Genomic DNA, 17,543 nt, shown 5'->3' on the forward strand with positions numbered 1-17,543 from the left:
CCTACACTGACTCCAGCCGTTCCCATTCCCCCCAACCCCGTTGCTGCGATCCGCAGAAAGGCCGCTACCCATGACCACGATGGACACGATGGAAATCGCCAACACGCTCGTCGAGCTGTGCCGCCAGGGCGCCTACGAGGAAGCACTGGCGCTCTATGCGAGCGACGCGGTGAGCGTCGAGGCCGGCGGCCCGCCCGACATGGCGCGCGAGGTGCGCGGCATCGAGGCGATCCGCGGCAAGGGCGAATGGTGGACCTCGAACCACGAGGTGCACGGCATGATCGTCGCGGGCCCGTGGCCGCACGACGACCGCTTCATCGTCGGCTTCAAGATCGACGCCACCTTCAAGACCAGCGGCGAGCGCTTCACCATGGAGGAGATGGCGCTCTACACGGTGGAGGACGGCAAGATCGTGCGCGAGGAATTCTTCTACGCGGCCTGAACGCCGCCCTGCCGCGCCTCAGCGCGCGGGCGCCGCGCATGACGCGCCGATGGTGAGCGCCAGCGGCACGTGCACGCTGCGCCGCGCCTCGGGCGCGCGCCCTTCCACCCGCTCCAGCATCAGTTCGGCCGCGGCATGCGCGGCGCCCTCGATGTCGAAGCGCAAGGTGGTCAGCGGCGGATCCATCAGCGCGAAGGCGTCGTCGGTGCCGATGCCCACCACCGACAGCTGCGCCGGGATGCGCAGGCCGCGCTCGCGCGCGCTGCGCAGCGCGCCCGACAGCAGCCGCGTGCCGAGCGCGATCAGCGCGGTGGGCGGTGCCGCGAGCGCGAGCATCGCGTCCATCTGCGCGGCCGAGGATTCGATGGCCGAACTCAGCATGCACACCAGCGCCTCGTCGTAGCCGAGGCCCGCGCGCCGCAGGCCGTCGCGGTAGCCGAGCAGCTTCTCGCGCCCGGGCCGGATCGCGGGATTGGGGCCGAACAGCGCGATGCGCCGGTGGCCCAGCGAGACCAGGTAGTCGACCGCCGTGGCCACGCCCTGGCGGTGGTCCTGGCAGACCGCGTCGGCCTCGAAGCCGGTCTCGCGATCGAGCACCACCAGCGGCAGCTTGCAGCGCGCGAAAGCGTCCTGCGCCGCGGGCAGGTCTTCGCGGCTCGGCGAGACGAACACGCCCTCGAGCCGGCGGTTCTCGAACAGGTGCAGCAGCTGCGCCTCGCGCTGCGGCTGGTCGAAGGTGCTGCCGACCAGCACCGAGAAGCCCTCGGACTGCAGCCGCGCCTCGACCGCCGCGAAGAAGGCCGAGAGGAAGGGATTGGCCATGTTCGAGACCATGAAGCCGATCGCCTTGCTGCGCCCGGTCTTCAGGTGCCGCGCGCTGAAGTTCGGCACGTAGCCGATGCCCTGCGCGGCCTTCTCGACGCGCTTGCGCACCTCGGCGCTGACGTAGCCGCTGTGGTTGAGCACGCGCGAGACGGTGGCCACCGAGGTCTCGGCGGCGCGCGCCACGTCGCGCAGCGAGACCGCCTGGCTGGGCGTTCGGCTCATAGTTTTCCCTTATGCAAACGTTCCATGGATTGCGGCCTCCTGGGCGCTCACTTTAACCTTGGAATCGATATGGAAACGTTCTCAGAAACAAGGCGCGATTTTGCCGGCCGCACGGTGCTGGTGGTGGGTGGCGGCCAGGCCGCCGGCGGCGATCCCCAACTGGTGGGCAACGGCCGCGCGATCTGCGTGCGGCTCGCAGGGCGCGGCGCGCGCGTGGTGTGCGCCGACCGCGATATCGAGGCCGCGCGACACACGGTGGCCGCGCTCGAGGCGCAGGCGCCCGGTGCGCGGCATGTGGCCCTGGCCGCCGACATCGGCGACCCGGCCCAGGTGCGCGCGCTGTTCGCCACGCTGGCCGAAGGCGGCATCGTGCTCGACGCGCTGGTGCTCAACGCCGGCATCAGCGACCGTCGGCCGCTGGCCGAGGTCACGCCCGAGAGCTGGGACGCGATCCTCGGCGTGAACCTGCGCGGCCACCTGCTGTGCGCGCAGGCGGCGCTGCCCGCCATGCAGCACGGCGGCGCGATCGTGTTCGTCTCCTCGCTGGCCGCGCTGATGCCCGCGGGCCGCAACCCGGCCTACGAGAGCTCGAAGGCCGCGCTCTCGGCGCTGTGCCGCGCGGTCGCGCTCGAGGGCCATGGGCGCGACATCCGCGCCAACATCGTGCGCGCGGGCCTGATCGACACGCCCATGGGCCGCGCCGCCAGCGCCGCGCGCCCGGGCCGCGCGAGCGGGCCGCTGCCCTTCGGCCGCCAGGGCAGCGCCTGGGACATCGCCAACGCCGCCTGCTTCCTGCTCTCGGACGAGGCCGCCTACATCAATGCCGCCGAGCTGCCGGTGGACGGCGGCCTGCGCCACGGCATCGCGCGCGCGCCCGGCGCATCGGCCTGAGCCCTTCCTCTCTTTTTCTTCCCGCTTTTCGGAGACAAGCCTTGAAACGACGTTCCCTCCTGGGCGCCGGCGCCCTCGCGCTGGCCGCCCTCGCCACCGGCGCCATGGCGCAAACCCCCGCCTGGCCCGCCAAGCCGCTGCGCCTGGTCGTGCCCTTCCCGCCCGGTGGCGCGGCCGACCTGTTCGCGCGCCTCGTGGGCACCGAGCTCGCGCAGGCGCTGGGCCAGCCGGTGATCGTGGACAACCGTCCCGGCGCCGGCGGCAACATCGGCGCGCGCGAGGTCGCCAACGCGCCGGCCGACGGCTACACGATGATGCTCGGCACGGTCGGCACGCACGCCATCAATCCCACGCTCTACGGCAACCTGCCCTACGACACGCGCAAGGCCTTCGTGCCGGTGGCGATGGTGGGCTCGGTGCCCAACGTGCTGGTGGTGAATCCCGCGCTGCCGGCCAGGACGGTGGCCGAGCTCACGGCGCTCGCGAAGCGCTCGCCGGGCAAGCTCACGATGGGTTCCTCGGGCAACGGCAGCAGCATCCACCTGTCGGGCGAGCTCTACAAGCACCTCGCGCACGTGAGCATCCTGCACGTGCCCTACCGCGGCGGCGCGGCCGCGCTGACCGACCTGATCGGCGGCCAGATCGACCTGATGTTCGACAACCTGCCGACCTCGCTGCCGCACATCGCCAAGGGCTCGCTGCGCGCGCTGGCAGTCACCGGCGCGCAGCGCTCGCCGCTGTTGCCCGAGGTGCCGACGATGGCCGAGGCCGGCCTCGCGGGCTACGAGTCCACCGCCTGGTCGGGCCTGTTCGTGCCGGCCGGCGTGCCCGCGCCGGTGGTGGCGCGGCTGCACGACGAGGTCGACAAGGCGCTGCGCAGCGAGCGCGTGAAGGCGCGCTACCGCGACCTCGGCGCCGACATCCTGCCGATGCCGCAGCCGGCCTTCGACCAGTTCGTGCGCAAGGAGTACGACAAGTGGGCCGAGATCGTGCGCGTCTCGGGCGCGAAGGCGGAGTGAGCGGATGCGGCCGATCGATTTCCTGCTGCGCGCCGCGCGCCGCCATCCCGACAAGATCGCGCTCTCGGGCCCCGAGGGCGCGCTGAGCTACGCCGAGCTGCTGGCCCACACCGAGGCGCTGGCCGCCGCGTTCCAGGCACTGGTGCCCGATCCGCGCGGGCGCATCGCGATCTGCGCGGGCAACCACCTCGCCCACGTGGTGTCGCTGTTCGCGACCCTGCTCGCGGGCCGCATCTGGGTACCGCTCAATCCGCGCGCCGGCGCCGACGAGCTGTGCCGCATCGTCGACTTCACCGAGGCCGCGCTGGTGATCGCCGAGCACGAGCAGGCGCCCAAGCTCGAGGCCACCGGCGCGCCGCGCGTGGTCTACCGGCCGGGCGCGCTCGGCACGGCGCTCACCGGTTGCGAACTCTCGGCGCTGCTGGCCGCGCATGCGGGCCACCGGCCCGTGCCGGTGCGCCACGACCTGGCCGAGATCCAGGCGATCAAGTTCACCGGCGGCACCACCGGCGCGCCCAAGGGCGTGATGCAGAGCTACCGCGCGTGGAACACCACCATCGTCTCGATCATGCAGGCGATGAAGCTCGACGCCGATGAGCGCTACCTCGCGGTGGCCTCGATCACGCACGGCACCTCGACCTTCCTGCTGCCGGTGCTCGGCAGCGGCGGCACGGTGCTGCTGCCGCGCTCGACGAAGCCGCGCGAGGTGCTCGACCAGCTCGAGCACGACCGCGTGACCGCGGTGTTCATGCCGCCCACGCTGATCTACAGCCTGCTCGAGGACCCGACGGCGCGCGGGCGCGACTGGAGCGCGCTGCGCCACTTCGTCTATGCGGCGGCGCCGATGCGCAGCGCGAAGATCGTGGAGGCGCAGCAGGTGTTCGGCCATGTCGAGACCGGCTACGGCCAGACCGAGGCGCCGGCCATCATCTCCTACATGCCGGTGGAGGACGCGCTCGATCCGCTCAACCTCGAGTCGGTGGGCCGCGCCGCGCTGATGACCGAGGTCGCGATCATGGACGCGTCCGGCGCGCTGCTGCCGCCGGGCCAGGGCGGCGAGGTGGTGGTGCGCGGCGACCTCGTGATGTCGGGCTACTGGAAGCAGCCCGAGAAGACCGCCGAGGCCTTCCACGACGGCTGGCTGCGCACCGGCGACGGCGGCTATCTCGACGAGCGCGGCTTCCTGTTCCTCAAGGACCGCATCCGCGACCTGATCATCACCGGCGGCTTCAACGTCTACCCGACCGACGTGGAGAACGTGCTGGGCCGCCATCCGGCCGTGTACGACTGCGTGGTGATCGGCGTCGACGACGACAAGTGGGGCGAAGCCGTGCATGCCGCGGTGCAGTTGCGCGAGGGCGCGGCCTGCGAGGCCGCCGAGCTCGTCGCCTGGGTGCGCGAGCGGCTCGATCCCGTCAAGACGCCGAAGGCGGTGCACTTCTTCGACGCGCTGCCGCGCACCGCGAACGGCAAGGCCTCGAAGAAGGATGCACGCATCGAAGTGCTGCGGCGCATGGGCGCCGGCAGCGAGACCTCCTCACCGCATCACGCTACGCCATGAATTCCACGCCAAGCACCGATCGCCACGCCCTCGTCACCGGGGGCTCCTCGGGCATCGGCCTCGCGATCTGCCGCCGCCTCATCGAGAGCGGCTGGCAGGTCACCAGCCTCGACCTCCAGCCGCCGCCCGACGCGCGCAGCGGCGACCACCTGCGCGTGGACATGGCCGACCGCGCGGCGCTCGCCGCCGCGCTCGCCGAAGCCTGCGGCCGCCATCGTTTCACCGGCCTGGTGAACAACGTGGCCGCGATCCGCCCGGCGCCGCTCGAGAGCACCTCGCTCGACGACTTCGACCTGCAGATCGGCGTGACCGCGCGCGCCGCGCTGCAGTGCGTGCAGGCCGTGCTGCCCGCGATGCGCGCGGCCGGCGGCGGACGCATCGTCAACATCACGAGCCGGGCCGCGCTCGGCAAGGAGCTGCGCAGCGGCTACTCGGCCGCCAAGGGCGCGCTCAACGCGCTCACGCGCACCTGGGCGCTCGAGCTCGCGGCGCAGGGCATCACGGTCAACGCGGTGGCGCCGGGCCCGATCGCCACCGAGGCCTTCAAGGCCGCGAATCCCGCCGACAGCCCGCGCACGCGGCGCATCGCCGAGGGCATTCCGGTGCAGCGCTTCGGCGAGCCCGCCGAGGTGGCGCACGCGGTCGATGCCTTCATGCACCCGATGGCCTCGTTCATGACGGGCCAGGTACTCTACGTCTGCGGCGGCATCACCGTGGGCCTGGCGGGTTGAGGGGCCGGCGATGACGATCAGGACCGAGATCGGCTACACCACCCCCGATGCGATCCACGTGCGCGGCATGAACCTCGCCACCGAGATCATCGGCAAGCTCGACTTCGTCGAGATGCTGTGGCTGCTCGCGATGGCGCGGCTGCCCGAGCCGCGCGAGAAGGCCATGGTCAACATGCTGCTGGTGACCGCGGCCGACCACGGCCTCACGCCGAGCGCGATCGCCACGCGCATGACCTGGCTCGGCGCGCCCGAGTCGCTGCAGGGCGCGGTGGCCGCGGGCCTGCTGGGCGCGGGCTCGAACTTCCTCGGCACGGTGCAGAACGTGAGCGAGATGCTGCTCGCGGCCGCCGAGGGTCTCGCCGACGACGCGAGCGATGCCGAAGTGCGCGAACGCGCGGCCACGCTGGTGCACGAGCGCCGACAGGCCAGGCGCAGCATCCCGGGCATCGGGCATCCGATCCATGTCGACGGCGATCCGCGCGTGCCGACGCTCCTGGCCGTGTCGAAGGCCAACGGCTACTTCGGGCGCCACTGGCGCCTCGCGCTCGCGCTGGTCGAGGTGCTGCGCGAGGACCACGGCCGCCACCTGCCGCTCAACGCGGCCGGTGCCAACGGCGCGGTGCTCGCCGACATGGGCCTCGACCCGCTGCTGGGCCGCGGCCTCGCGCTGGTCGGACGCGCGGCCGGGCTGGTCGCGCATGTCTGCGAGGAGTCGCGCGCGCCGACCGGGCAACAGCTCTGGGACCTGGTGCTGCGGCAGGACCCGCGCAACGTGCTGCCCGCGCGCGGCTGAACCGCCGCGGGCTCAGAAGCTGTACCTGGCGCTCAGCAGCGCGCTGCGCTCGGCGCCCCAATAGCAGGCGCTGCTCGCGCAGGTCGAGAGGTAGCGCTTGTCGAGCGCGTTGCTCACGTTGAGCGCGAAGCGCCAGTGCGGCAGCTCGTAGTACAGCGCGAGGTCGAGCAGCGTGCGTCCGCCCACCGCGATCTGGTTGGCCGCGTCGCCGTAGGTCTTGCCGACGTAGCGCAGCCCGGCGCCCACGCCGAAGCCCGCGAGCGCGCCGTCGAAGCGGTAGTCGCTCCAGACCGAGGCGATGTGACGCGGCACCAGCGCGGGGCGGCGGCCCAGCTCGCTCTTCACGTCGCTGCGCGTGACCTCGACGTCGTTGTAGGTGTAGTTGAAGACCAGGTTCCAGCGCCGCGCCGGGCTGGTCTTGGCCTCGAGCTCGAGGCCGCGCGAACGCGTCTCGCCGACCTGGCGCGTGAAGCCGGTCAGGCCGTCGGTGGTGGCGGCGTTGGTCTTGCGCAGGTCGAACAGCGCGGCCGTGTAGAGGCTGTCGCTGCCCGGCGGCTGGTACTTGAGGCCGAACTCGAACTGCTTGCCGCGCGTCGGCTCGAAGGCCGCGCCGGTGGCGGTGTTGGTGCCGATCAGCGGCAGGAACGAGGTGGCATAGCTCGCGTACGGCACCAGGCCGCTGGCGAAGCCGTAGCTGAGCGCGGCGCGGCCCGAGAAGGCCTGGTCGCGCTGCGCCTGGCGCTGGCCGTTGAGCCGGTTGTCGGTGGTGGTGCGCGCGCGGTCCCAGCGGCCGCCGAGCGTGGCGAGCCAGCGCTCGCCGAAGCGGACCTGGTCCTGCAGGTAGATGCCGCTCTGGTACTGCGCGACGCGGCTGTCGAGCTGGGCCGTGGCCGGCAGCGCGAAGGCCTGGCCGTAGACCGGCGCCAGCAGGTCGAGCGTGGGCTCGGCGCCGATCCAGCGCTGCGCATGAGCCTTCACGCGCGACAGGTCCAGCCCCAGCAGCAACTCGTGCACCGTGTCGCCGAGCGCGACGCGGCCCGCGAGCTGGTTGTCGATCGCGACCTGGCGCAGGTTCTCCTCGCGCCGGAACGCATAGCGGTTGAGCGTGCGGCCATCGGCTCGCAGGCCGTTGAGCATGGTCTTGTTGAACACCGGCACGTCGACATCGCCCACGCGCGCGTTCTGGCGCAGGCGCCACTGCTCGCCGATGCGGTGCTCGAGCTCCCAGCCGACCGAGCCCTGGTTCTGGTGGAAGCGGTCGAAGCCGCGCTCGGAGTACGAGATGTGCGTGGGCACCGGGCCGGGCCAGGTCCACGACCAGTTGTTCGCGAGCGTGCTGCGGTCGCGCAGGTAGTCGGCCAGGAAGGTGATCTCGGTGTCGCCCGAGAGCTTCCAGCGCACCGCGCCCGCGAGGTAGGCGCGGTCGTTGCGGTCGTCGAACACGTTGTTGCCGTCGCGCGCGAAGCCGGTCAGGCGCCAGGCCACGCGGCCGTCCTCGCCGGCCACGTCGCCGATGTCGAAGGCGCCCTGCTTCACCTCGTGCGTGCCCGCGCCCGCCTCGACCTCGCGCAGGCGCGTGCCGGTGGGCCGCTTGCTGGTGCGGCTCACCAGCCCGCCGGCCTCGGCCTGGCCGTAGAGCACCGACGAGGGGCCGCGCAGCACCTCGATGCGTTCCATGCCGTAAGGCTCGGTGCGGAACAGCGCGTAGCTGTAGCTGGCCTGGCGCAGCCCGTCGCGGTAGTCGCTGGTGGCCTGGCCGTTGAAGCCGCGGATCATCAGCCAGTCGTAGCCCTTGGAGTCGGGGCCGTAGGTCTCGATCGCCACGCCGGGCACGTAGCGCAGCGCCTCGGTCACGGTCTGCACGCCGCGCGCATCCATCTCCTGGCGGCTGATCACCGAGATCGCCTGCGGCGTCTCGACCAGCGCGGTGTCGGTCTTGGTGCCCATGGCGCTTCGGCGGGCGACGAAGCCGGTGTCGTCGGCCAGCGTGGGCGGCGCCGGGTCGGCGTTCACGCGCACCTCGGGCAACTGCGCGGCGCCCGCCGGGGACAGCGGCGGCGTCACCGCCGCCGGCGCGGCCACGCGCCCGAGCGAATAGCTGCGGCTGCCCTTGTCGACCAGCGCGTGGCCGCTGCCCGCGAGCAGCCGCGCGAAGCCCTCGCGCATGCCGAAGCGCCCGCGCAGGCCGGGGCTGCGCAGGCCGTCCAGCGTGGCCGGGTCGAAGGACAGCGGCACGCCGGCCTGGGCCGCGAACTGGGCCAGCACATGGCTCAGCGGGCCGGCGGGAATGTCGTAGTCGGCGCGCGCCTCGGGCGGCGCGGGCTCGGCCGCGAGGGCGCCGGCGGCCGGGCCGAGGGCGGCGAAGGCAAGCCCCAGGCACAGGGCGCGCGCGGTGCGGGCGAGTGGAGGGGGCGCGGAGGGACGGCGGACGGACAAGATGCTTCCTTCTTGGTGCTGCATGCAGGCGGTGGACGAAAGGGCGGGCCTCGGTCTCGAGGCCCTTCTCCCGGTACACCGCGCGAGCGCGAAAAAGGGATCAGCTTTTTTTCAGCGCGCCTCGACCACGGTCCAGTAGCGCGTGATGCCGCCGATGCGCACCGGCAGCGTCTTGGCCAGCAGCGCAAGGCTGGCATCGGTGTCGCGCAGCGGGAAGGCGCCCGACACGCGCAGCGCGCCGACCGCGGGATCGCAGCGCAGCACGCCACCGCGGTAGCGCGAGAGCTCGGCCACCAGCGCGTCGAGGCGCATGTCCTTGGCCACGACCATGCCGTGCTCCCACATCAGCGCCGCCGGGTCGGCCGGCGCCTCGGCGCCGAGCCCCGCGGGGCCGATCGCGCCCTGCATGCCCGCGGGCACGATCCGCGTCTGCCCGGTGGCGGCCGAACGCAGCTCGACCGCGCCTTCGTAGACCGCCACGCGCAGGCTGTCGGCCTCGCGGCGCACGGTGAAGCGCGTGCCGAGCGCGCGCGCCGTGCCCTGCGGCGCCTGCACCACGAAAGGCCGCGCCAGCGAGGCCGGCAAGGCGTCGTGGCCGGTGGTCAGCAGGATCTCGCCCGCATGCAGCCAGAGCCTGCGCCAGTCGGCATCGAAGCGCACGTCGAGCGCGGTGGCGGTGTTGAGCACCACCGTCGTGCCGTCAGCCAGCGTGAGCCGGCGCTGCTCGCCGGTGGCGGTGCGCAGGTCGGCGGCCCAGTCCTGCCACGGCTGCTCGCGCCACAGCCACCAGGCCGGCGGCGCGGCGAGCGCCACGGTGGCCAGCAGCTGCAGCGCCTGGCGCCGGCCACGCGGGCGCACGCGGCGCAGCGCGTCGCCGCCCACGCCCTCGGGCACCTGCGCGAACAGGGACTGCACCGAGGTCGCGCGGCGCCAGGCCTCGGCATGGGCGGCGCTCTGCCGGCCCCAGCGCGCGAAGGCCTCGTGCTCGCGCGGATCGGCCGGGCCGCCGCCGAGGCGCACCATCCAGTCGGCGGCCTCGCCGAGCAGCGCCGCACCCGGTTCCTGCGAAACGCCCACGCGGTTCATGCGGCCGCCAGGCAGGCGACGAAGGCCTTGCGCATGTGGCGCTTGACGGTGACCTCCGAGGTCCGCAACTGCGCGGCAATCGCCGCGTAGCCGAGGCCATCGAGTTGCGCCAGCAGGAAGATCTCGCGCGTGCGCGCCGGCATGGCGCGCAGCAGCGCATCGACGCGCTGCAGCGTCTGCAGCACCAGCAGCCGCGTCTCGGGCGACGGCGCCTCGGCCTCGGGCCGGTGGGCCAGCGCCTCGAGGTAGGCGCGCTCGACCTCGGCACGCCGCCAGTGGTCGATCACCAGGCCCTTGGCGATATGGGTGAGCAGCGCGCGCGGCTCCTCGCCCCAGTGCTGGCGGCGCCGGTTGGCGAGGATGCGGACGAAGGTGTCGTTGGCGAGGTCGGCCGCGTCGCAGGCATTGCCCAGCCGCGCGCGCAACCAGTGCCGCAACCATCCGTGGTGCTCGGCATAGAGGCTCGCGACGTCGCCGGCGGATTCGGCGGTGGTGGCAGGGGCGGACATGGCGATTCGGGCACGGGCCGGGCGGATGGCTCGATCGCGCCGGCTTGCAAGTTAATAAGAACGTTTCTCATTTAATTATGCATGAGGCCACGCGGCGCCCCGCCGGTTACGGCCGTTACGCGGGTGACGAAGCCCGGCCGCGGACGCGTTGCGGCGCGACGGGCCGCCGCCCGAAGATGCGCGGCCCTCCGCCACACCGAGCCCTCATCGCCATGCTTCGCCATCCGCTCCCGCGCGCGCGCCTCGCCGCGCTCGTGCTCTCCTCGTTCGCCTTCGCCGCCGCCCACGCCCAGCCCGCGACGGGCTTCGACACCCCGCCCGCGCGGCTGGCCGCCGAGGTGCTGGGCCAGCGCCCCGGCACCGTCGTCGCCGGCACCTGGCGCGAGGGCATGGCGCACCTCGCCATCCTGCGCAATGCGCCCCGGCACGCCGGCACCGTCAGGGCGATGGCGCCCGGCGAGGCGCAACCGGTGTTCGAGATCGGCTCGATCAGCAAGGTCTTCACCGGCCTGCTGCTCGCGCAGGCCGTGGAGCGCGGCGACTTCTCGCTCGACGACACGCTGGGCCGGCTGCTCGCCGACAAGGCCACGCTGCCGCCGCCCGTCGCCGCGATCACGCTGCGCCAGCTCATCACCCACACGGCCTGCCTGCCGAACCTGCCCGCGCTGCCGGCGCGCCCGCCCGGGCCCGACTCCAATCCCTTCGCCAGACCCACGCGCGCGCACCTGATGGTGGCGCTCTCCTCGCTCGAGCTCGCGCAAACGCCGCCCTGCGCGCCGCGCTACGGCAGCCTGGGCATCGCGCTGGTCGGGATGCTGCTGTCGGACCGCTATGGCCAGCCCTGGGACCAACTGGTGCGCGAGCGCATCGCCGTGCCGCTGGGCATGAAGGACACGGTGCAGCACCTCGACGCGGCGCGCGCGAAGCGGCTGCCCCAGGGCTACGCCGGCGATGCGGCGCGCGCGCCCTGGGAATTCGGCGCGCTGGCCGCGGCCGGCGCGTTGCGCAGCACCGTGCCCGACCTGCTCCTGTTCGCACGCGCATTGATGGCCGGCCGCGCAGGACCGCTGGGCGCCGCGGCCGAGCGGCTGCGCGAGCCGCTGTCGGCGCAGGGCGAGTACGACGTCGGCTATGCGCTGCGCATGCGCGATCCGGCCGCGGGCGGCGCGCAGCGGCGCATCTACTTCCACACCGGCCAGACCGGCGGCTACCGCGCGCTGCTCGCGTTCTCGCCGGCCACGAACGGGGCGCTGGTGCTGCTCGCGAGCAACGACGCGGCCGCGGTGGTGCCGGTGCTGGACGCGCTCACCCTCCCCCTCGCCGCGAAGTAGCCATGCGGGCCGTCCCGGGGTGGCCGCCGCGCGATTGCCGGCACAATCCCCGCGGACACACCTGCATGAACACACGATTCGTCGAAGCCTTTCTCTGGGCCGCGCGGCTGGGCAGCTTCCGGGCCGCGAGCGACCGGCTGCACATCACGCAGGCGGCCGTGTCGAACCGCGTCGCCTCGCTCGAGGAAGACATCGGCGCGCGCCTGTTCGAACGCGACGCGCGCGAGCTGCGGCTCACGCCCGTCGGCGTGCGCCTGATGGACTACGGCGAGCGGCTGCTCGAGCTGCGCCGCGAGATCGTCTCGCTGGGCCGCCCGCGCGAGGACCTGCTGGGCCTGGTGCGCATCGGCGCGATCGAGACCGTGGTCCACACCTGGCTGCTGGGCTTTCTCACCAACCTGCGCTCCACCTATCCGGGCATCGAGGTGCAGCTCACCTCCGAGACCACGCTGGCGCTGCACCGCGGCCTGCGCGAGGGCGCGCTCGACATCGCGCTGCAGACCGACCACATCGCGGGCGCGGGCATCGTGAGCACGCCCTGCCTGCCAATGCCCATGGGCTGGGTCGGGCAGATGAGCGCCGAGGGCACGCAGACGGTGGAGCAGCTGCTGCGCCAGCCGGTGCTGACCATGAGCCCGGGCTCGCAGCCGCACGAGGCGCTCAAGAACCTCTACCGCGCGGTGGGCATCCCGCTGGGCAAGGTGCATTGCGTGAGCTCGATCTCGGCGCTCGCGCGGCTGGTGAAGGCCGGCTTCGGCAATGCGCTGGTGCCGCTGCCGCCGGTCTACGAGTACGTGGCGGCCGGCGACGTGCGCATCATCGAATGCGATGCGCTGATCTCGCCGCAGCGGCTGGTGGTGAGCCATCTCGAGGCCGCCGACTCCGATGCCATCCGGCTCGTGGCCGAACTGGCCTGCCGGGCCTCCGACCAGTTCACGGCCGCGGCGGTCGCACCAATCTGGAGCGGAACCATAGAGGGTTAACCCTCGAAACAGCGCATTTGCGCCCCAGCGAGGGGCCAGTAATTCTTGTGGCTGTCGCCCAGAAAAACTCGTTTGTGACAGCCTGACCCCGCGACGGAAGATCGCGCCTTCTTTTTTCGAAGGCCCGCTCCCGCTTCCGCCGCCATGACTTCCACCGCCACCGCTTCCGATCCTTCCGCCGCCGAGAACGGCCTGCTCTTCGTCGCCTGCGACGTCGATCCCGCGGCCGACGAGGCCGACTTCAACCGCTGGTACGACCGCGAGCACGTCGAGGAACGCGTGCGCATTCCCGGCTTCCTTTCCGGCGCGCGCTACTTCTCGCTCGAAGGCGGCCGCCGCTACCTCGGCCTGTACCGCACCGCCTCGCTCGAGGTGTTCCGCTCGACCGGCTACCGCGCCGCCTTCGAGCGCCAGACGCCGTGGTCGATCGCCAACCTCGACCGCATGCGCGATCCGATCCGCCGCGTCTGCGCGGTGCGCGCCGTCACCGGCTTCGGCAGCGGCAGCCATATCGCGGTGCTGCCGCTCGAGGTGGCCACCGATGCAGCGGCGCTCGCCGAACGCGCCGTCGAGGCCGGCCGCCGCCTCGCCGGGCAGCCGGGCTTCGTCCAGTCCTTCCTGCTGCAGCCCGACGTCGCCCTGAGCACGCCGCTGCCGCGCGAGAGCAGCGAAGGCCGCGTGCTGCAGCCGATGCTGGTGGTCGAGACCAGCGGCGCCGACGCGGCGCGCGCCGCGCGCGCCACGGCCGCCGCCGCGCTCGATGCCGATCCCGCGAGCGGCTGGCTGCTCGCGCTCGGCTGGAAGCTGCACGCCGGCGAGCTGGCCTGACCGACCGCCTCCTTCACCTTCTTCCTCGTTCCAGGATCCTCATGACCGAACACGCTCTCCCGGCCGCGTCCGCCGCGCACGGCGCCAAGCCCGCCAAGATGGGCCGCCTCGCGATGGCCAGCTCCATCGGCACCACGCTCGAGTGGTACGACTTCACCGTCTACAACATCATGGCGGCGCTGGTCTTCAACGCGATCTTCTTCCCCTCCTTCGATCCGCTGACCGGCACCATCCTCGCCTTCTCGACCTACGCGGTCGGCTACATCTCGCGCCCGCTCGGCGGCGTCGTCTTCGGCCACCTCGGCGACCGACTCGGCCGGCGCTTCGTGCTGGTCGCCACGCTGGTGATCATGGGCGTGTCGACCGGCCTCATGGGCCTGCTGCCGACCTACGCGAGCTGGGGCATCTGGGCGCCGGTGGCGCTGGTCGCGCTGCGCTTCGTGCAGGGCGTGGCGCTCGGCGGCGAATGGGCCGGCGCGGTGCTGCTGTCGATGGAGCACGGCAAGCCGAACGAGCGCGGCCGCAACGCCTCGTTCACGCAGGTCGGCCCCTCGGCCGGCACGCTGATCGGCACCGGCTTCATCGCCGCCGTCTCGGCCTGGCTCAGCCCCGAGGACTTCCAGTCCTGGGGCTGGCGCATCCCCTTCGTCTCGAGCGTGGCGCTGGTGCTGTTCGGCCTGTGGCTGCGCCGCGGCGTGGAGGAAACGCCGGTGTTCCGCGAGATGGAGCAGAAGCAGGAGACCGCCAAGACCCCGATCAAGGAAGTGCTGGGCCAGCACTGGCGCCGCCTGCTGGTGGCCGGCGGCTCGCGCATCGGCTCCGACGTGCTCTATGCGCTGGTGGTGGTGTTCACCCTCACCTACGTGACCACCGTGCTGCACCTGTCGCGCCCGCTGGCGCTGACCGCGACCATGATCGGCGCGGCCTGCAACGCGATCTCGGTGCCCTGGTTCGGCAGCCTGTCGGACCGCATCGGCCGCCGTCCCGTCTACATCATCGGCGCGCTCTGCGGCATCGTCTGGGCCTTCGTGTTCTTCGTGCTGATGGACAGCGCCAAGCCGCTCGCGATCTGCGCCGCCGTGGTGGTCGGCCTCGTGATCCACGCCATGATGTACGGCCCGCAGGCCGCCTTCGTCACCGAGCAGTTCCCGAACCGCGTGCGCTATGCGGGCTCCTCGCTGGCCTACACGCTGGCCGGCATCCTCGGCGGCGGCTTCGCGCCGCTGATCATCGCCAGCCTGTTCAAGTCCTACGGCAGCACGCTCGCGGTCTCGCTCTACGTGACCGGCGCGCTGTGCCTCACGCTGGTCGCGCTGCTGGTGGCGCGCGAGACCGCGCACGAACCGCTGGAGGCCTGAAGCGATGACCCGCAACACCCTGCACATCGCGTGCGAAAGCATCGCCGAGGACGGCACCCGCAGCAGCGCGCTGCACGCCGTCGCGCCCAGCGCGCTGGTGGTGGCCGGCTGGACCGGCCGCGACAGCGCCGCCATCGAGCACCACATCGAGGAGCTGGCCGCGCTCGGCGTGCCGCGTCCCTCGAGCGTGCCGCTGTACTACCGCATGGCCTCGCTGCTGCTCACGCAGTCCGCCGAGATCGAGGCCCTGGGCGACCAGAGCTCGGGCGAGGCCGAACCGCTGCTGTTCTTCTCGCGGGGCGAGTGGTGGCTCGGCGTGGCCTCGGACCACACCGACCGCCAGGTCGAGAGCTATTCGGTCGCCGTCTCCAAGCAGATGTGCGCCAAGCCGCTGGCCGCCTCGGCCTGGCGCTGGCGCGACGTGGAGGCGCACCAGGACGCCATCGAGTTGCGCTCGCGCATCTTCGAGGACGGCCGCTGGGTCGACTACCAGCGCGGCACCCTCGCCGCGATCCGCCCGCTGGCCGCGCTGCGCGACGGCCTGCCGGGTCTTGGCAAGGAGCCCGAGGGACTTTTCATGACCTGCGGCACACTGGCGGCGCTGCCCAACGCGCGCGGCGAGGCCATCCGCCCCGCCGCGCAGATGGAAATCGAGTTGCATGACGCGCGCCTGCAGCGGCGCATCGTCCACCGCTATGCGGTGCGCGTCCTGCCCGTGATCGCCTGAACGCCAACTCTTTCATGACACAGAACGACTCCACCATCGGCGCGCTGCGCGCGCGCATCGCCCGCGGCGAACTCACGCACGAGGCGCTGATCGAGCAGGTGCTCGACGGCGCCGCGCAGCCCGCGGCCGCGAACGTCTTCACCCGTCTCTACGCCGACGCCGCCCTGGCCGCCGCGCGCCATGCCGATGCCGTCCACAAGGCCGGCGTGCAGACCGCGCCGCTCGCCGGCCTGCCGGTCTCGATCAAGGACCTCTACGACGTGGCCGGCGAGACCACCCTGGCCGGCTCCATCGCCTGCCGGGGCGAGCCTCCGGCCGCGCGCGACGCGACCGTGGTGACGCGGCTGCGCGCGCAGGGCGCGGCCATCATGGGCCGTACCAACATGACCGAGTTCGCGTTCTCGGGCGTGGGCATCAACCCGCACTACGGCACGCCGCGCAACCCGGCCGACGCCGAGGTCGCGCGCATTCCCGGCGGCTCCTCGTCGGGCGCCGCGGTGTCGGTGGCGCTGGGCCTCGCGGTCGCGGGGCTGGGCTCGGACACCGGCGGCTCGATCCGCATTCCGGCCGCGCTGTGCGGCATCGTCGGCTTCAAGAGCACACAGTCGCGCGTGCCGCGCACCGGCGCCTTCGAACTCGCGCGTTCGCTCGACACGGTGTGCGCGATGGCGCGCAGCGTGGAGGACTGCCTGGTCGCCGACGCCGCGATCGCCGACGCGCCGCTCGTGGTGCGGCGCCGGCCGGCGCAGGGGTTGCGGCTTGCGGTGCCGAAGACGCTGATGTTCGATGCGATCGAGCCTGGTGTGGCGCGGGCTTTCGAGCGGGCTGTTCAGGCGCTGTCGAAGGCGGGGGCGCAGATCGTCGAAATTCCCTTGAGCGAACTGGCGGAGATCGGGACGGTCAATGCGCCGGGGGGGTTGTCGCCTATCGAGGCTTCGGCTGTGCATCGGGAACGGTTTGCTTCTAAGCGCGAGGCTTTCGACTCTCGGGTTGCGGCGCGGATTGCTCTGGGGACCGAGGTGCGGGCGGCTGATTACATCGCGCTGCTGGATCGGCGGCGGGAGTGGATCTCGCGGGTCGAAGGGCGGCTCGAGGGGTTCGATGCGTTGCTGTGTCCTACGGTGCCTATCGTGGCGCCTGCCATTGATTCGTTGGCTGAGGATTCGGCGTTTTTCCAGGCTAACGGACTGTTGTTGCGGAATACGTTTGCGATCAATTTGATGGATGGGTGTTCGTTCAGCTTGCCTTGTCATTCGGCTGGGGAACTGCCTGTTGGATTGATGTTGTCTTCGGTGAATGGGGATGACTCGCGGTTGGCTGGGGTTGCTTTGGCTGTCGAGGACGTGCTGCGGGTGGGGTGAGGTTGTTCTTCTTGTTTAGGCTGTTGGCCGGGTCTCGCCCCGGCGGGCGAGTCACTTTCTCTTGTCTCGCCAAGAGAAAGTAACCAAAGAGAAGGCGACCCCGCTGTCTGTGTCCCTTCGCTTCGCTACGGGCAACCTGCGGTGCTCGGAGAAAGCGGGGGTCCGCAGAACTCGCTCCACTTCGTTGCGCTCAGACAGCTGCGGCCCTTATCCCGCTTTCTCCTGCGCTCCTCGGCACAGCCAGAGGGGATCAGGATCAACGCGCCGTGGCGCGTCCTTGTGTGGTGAGTGCGCATGCGTAGGCCCTGGACCTTTCACCGAGGCCGAGCGAAGCGACGGCCCGACCCACCCCCTCTGGCTGCGCCGAGGAGCGCAGCGTTTCGCGGATCAGGGCTCGCAGCTGTTTGAGCGAAGCGAGTTCTGCGAGACCCCGCGAAACG

At 72.1% G+C, this 17,543-nt stretch carries 16 protein-coding genes; 12 read left to right on the top strand and 4 right to left on the bottom strand.

Going from position 1 to position 17,543, the window contains the following annotated elements:
• Positions 1–70 precede the first annotated feature (70 nt).
• Positions 71–442, top strand: coding sequence for a nuclear transport factor 2 family protein (locus KV106_RS39120; RefSeq protein WP_261217756.1), 372 nt, complete (start codon positions 71–73; stop codon positions 440–442).
• Between the two features lie 18 nt (positions 443–460).
• On the opposite strand, the gene KV106_RS39125 is transcribed toward KV106_RS39120, so the two are convergent.
• The gene (locus KV106_RS39125; protein ID WP_261217758.1) at positions 461–1,489 is read right to left on the bottom strand and encodes a LacI family DNA-binding transcriptional regulator; all 1,029 of its coding nucleotides are present in this window, start codon (positions 1,487–1,489) and stop codon (positions 461–463) included.
• Between the two features lie 69 nt (positions 1,490–1,558).
• Between KV106_RS39125 and KV106_RS39130 the strand changes: the two genes are divergently transcribed.
• Genes KV106_RS39130 through KV106_RS39150 form a run of 5 tightly spaced genes read left to right on the top strand, consistent with a single transcriptional unit; the run spans position 1,559 to position 6,484 of the window.
• Entirely contained in the window at positions 1,559–2,380 is an 822-nt protein-coding gene (locus KV106_RS39130) for an SDR family NAD(P)-dependent oxidoreductase (protein WP_261217759.1), read from the top strand.
• 41 nt (positions 2,381–2,421) lie between these two features.
• Positions 2,422–3,399, top strand: a complete 978-nt coding sequence (locus tag KV106_RS39135) for a tripartite tricarboxylate transporter substrate binding protein (protein ID WP_261217760.1) — start codon at positions 2,422–2,424, stop codon at positions 3,397–3,399.
• 4 nt (positions 3,400–3,403) lie between these two features.
• Positions 3,404–4,960: a class I adenylate-forming enzyme family protein gene (locus KV106_RS39140; RefSeq protein ID WP_261217762.1), complete on the top strand. Its 1,557-nt coding sequence runs from the start codon at positions 3,404–3,406 to the stop codon at positions 4,958–4,960.
• Complete coding sequence (locus KV106_RS39145) at positions 4,957–5,691, top strand: SDR family oxidoreductase (RefSeq protein WP_261217763.1); 735 nt, start codon at positions 4,957–4,959, stop codon at positions 5,689–5,691. The genes KV106_RS39140 and KV106_RS39145 overlap by 4 nt, the downstream gene beginning before the upstream one ends.
• 10 nt (positions 5,692–5,701) lie before the next feature.
• Positions 5,702–6,484 carry a citryl-CoA lyase gene (locus tag KV106_RS39150; RefSeq protein ID WP_261217764.1) on the top strand — a complete coding sequence of 261 codons (783 nt, stop codon included), beginning with the start codon at positions 5,702–5,704 and terminating at the stop codon, positions 6,482–6,484.
• Positions 6,485–6,496: 12 nt separating this feature from the next.
• On the opposite strand, the gene KV106_RS39155 is transcribed toward KV106_RS39150, so the two are convergent.
• From KV106_RS39155 to KV106_RS39165, 3 genes are all read right to left on the bottom strand, one after another.
• Complete coding sequence (locus tag KV106_RS39155) at positions 6,497–8,920, bottom strand: TonB-dependent siderophore receptor (protein WP_261217766.1); 2,424 nt, start codon at positions 8,918–8,920, stop codon at positions 6,497–6,499.
• 111 nt (positions 8,921–9,031) lie between these two features.
• Positions 9,032–10,006, bottom strand: a complete 975-nt coding sequence (locus KV106_RS39160; RefSeq protein ID WP_261217775.1) for a FecR domain-containing protein — start codon at positions 10,004–10,006, stop codon at positions 9,032–9,034.
• Positions 10,003–10,515: a sigma-70 family RNA polymerase sigma factor gene (locus tag KV106_RS39165; RefSeq protein WP_057596386.1), complete on the bottom strand. Its 513-nt coding sequence runs from the start codon at positions 10,513–10,515 to the stop codon at positions 10,003–10,005. The genes KV106_RS39160 and KV106_RS39165 overlap by 4 nt, the downstream gene beginning before the upstream one ends.
• A gap of 212 nt (positions 10,516–10,727) precedes the next feature.
• Between KV106_RS39165 and KV106_RS39170 the strand changes: the two genes are divergently transcribed.
• The 6 genes from KV106_RS39170 (at position 10,728) to KV106_RS39195 (ending at position 17,103) form a co-directional block, all read left to right on the top strand.
• Positions 10,728–11,846 carry a serine hydrolase domain-containing protein gene (locus KV106_RS39170; protein ID WP_261217783.1) on the top strand — a complete coding sequence of 373 codons (1,119 nt, stop codon included), beginning with the start codon at positions 10,728–10,730 and terminating at the stop codon, positions 11,844–11,846.
• 65 nt (positions 11,847–11,911) lie between these two features.
• Positions 11,912–12,829, top strand: coding sequence for a LysR family transcriptional regulator (locus tag KV106_RS39175; protein WP_261217785.1), 918 nt, complete (start codon positions 11,912–11,914; stop codon positions 12,827–12,829).
• 144 nt (positions 12,830–12,973) lie between these two features.
• Positions 12,974–13,657: a DUF4286 family protein gene (locus KV106_RS39180; protein WP_261217787.1), complete on the top strand. Its 684-nt coding sequence runs from the start codon at positions 12,974–12,976 to the stop codon at positions 13,655–13,657.
• Positions 13,658–13,698: 41 nt separating this feature from the next.
• On the top strand, positions 13,699–15,015 hold the full coding sequence (locus KV106_RS39185; RefSeq protein WP_093348525.1) for an MFS transporter: 1,317 nt from the start codon (positions 13,699–13,701) through the stop codon (positions 15,013–15,015).
• A 4-nt stretch (positions 15,016–15,019) separates the two neighbouring features.
• A complete protein-coding gene (locus tag KV106_RS39190; protein WP_208511290.1) occupies positions 15,020–15,742 on the top strand; it encodes a DUF2848 domain-containing protein in 723 nt (240 codons plus the stop codon).
• Positions 15,743–15,756: 14 nt separating this feature from the next.
• On the top strand, positions 15,757–17,103 hold the full coding sequence (locus KV106_RS39195) for an amidase (protein WP_261217796.1): 1,347 nt from the start codon (positions 15,757–15,759) through the stop codon (positions 17,101–17,103).
• Positions 17,104–17,543 lie beyond the last annotated feature (440 nt).

This window comes from Variovorax endophyticus, assembly GCF_025376855.1.
GTDB lineage: Bacteria > Pseudomonadota > Gammaproteobacteria > Burkholderiales > Burkholderiaceae_C > Variovorax.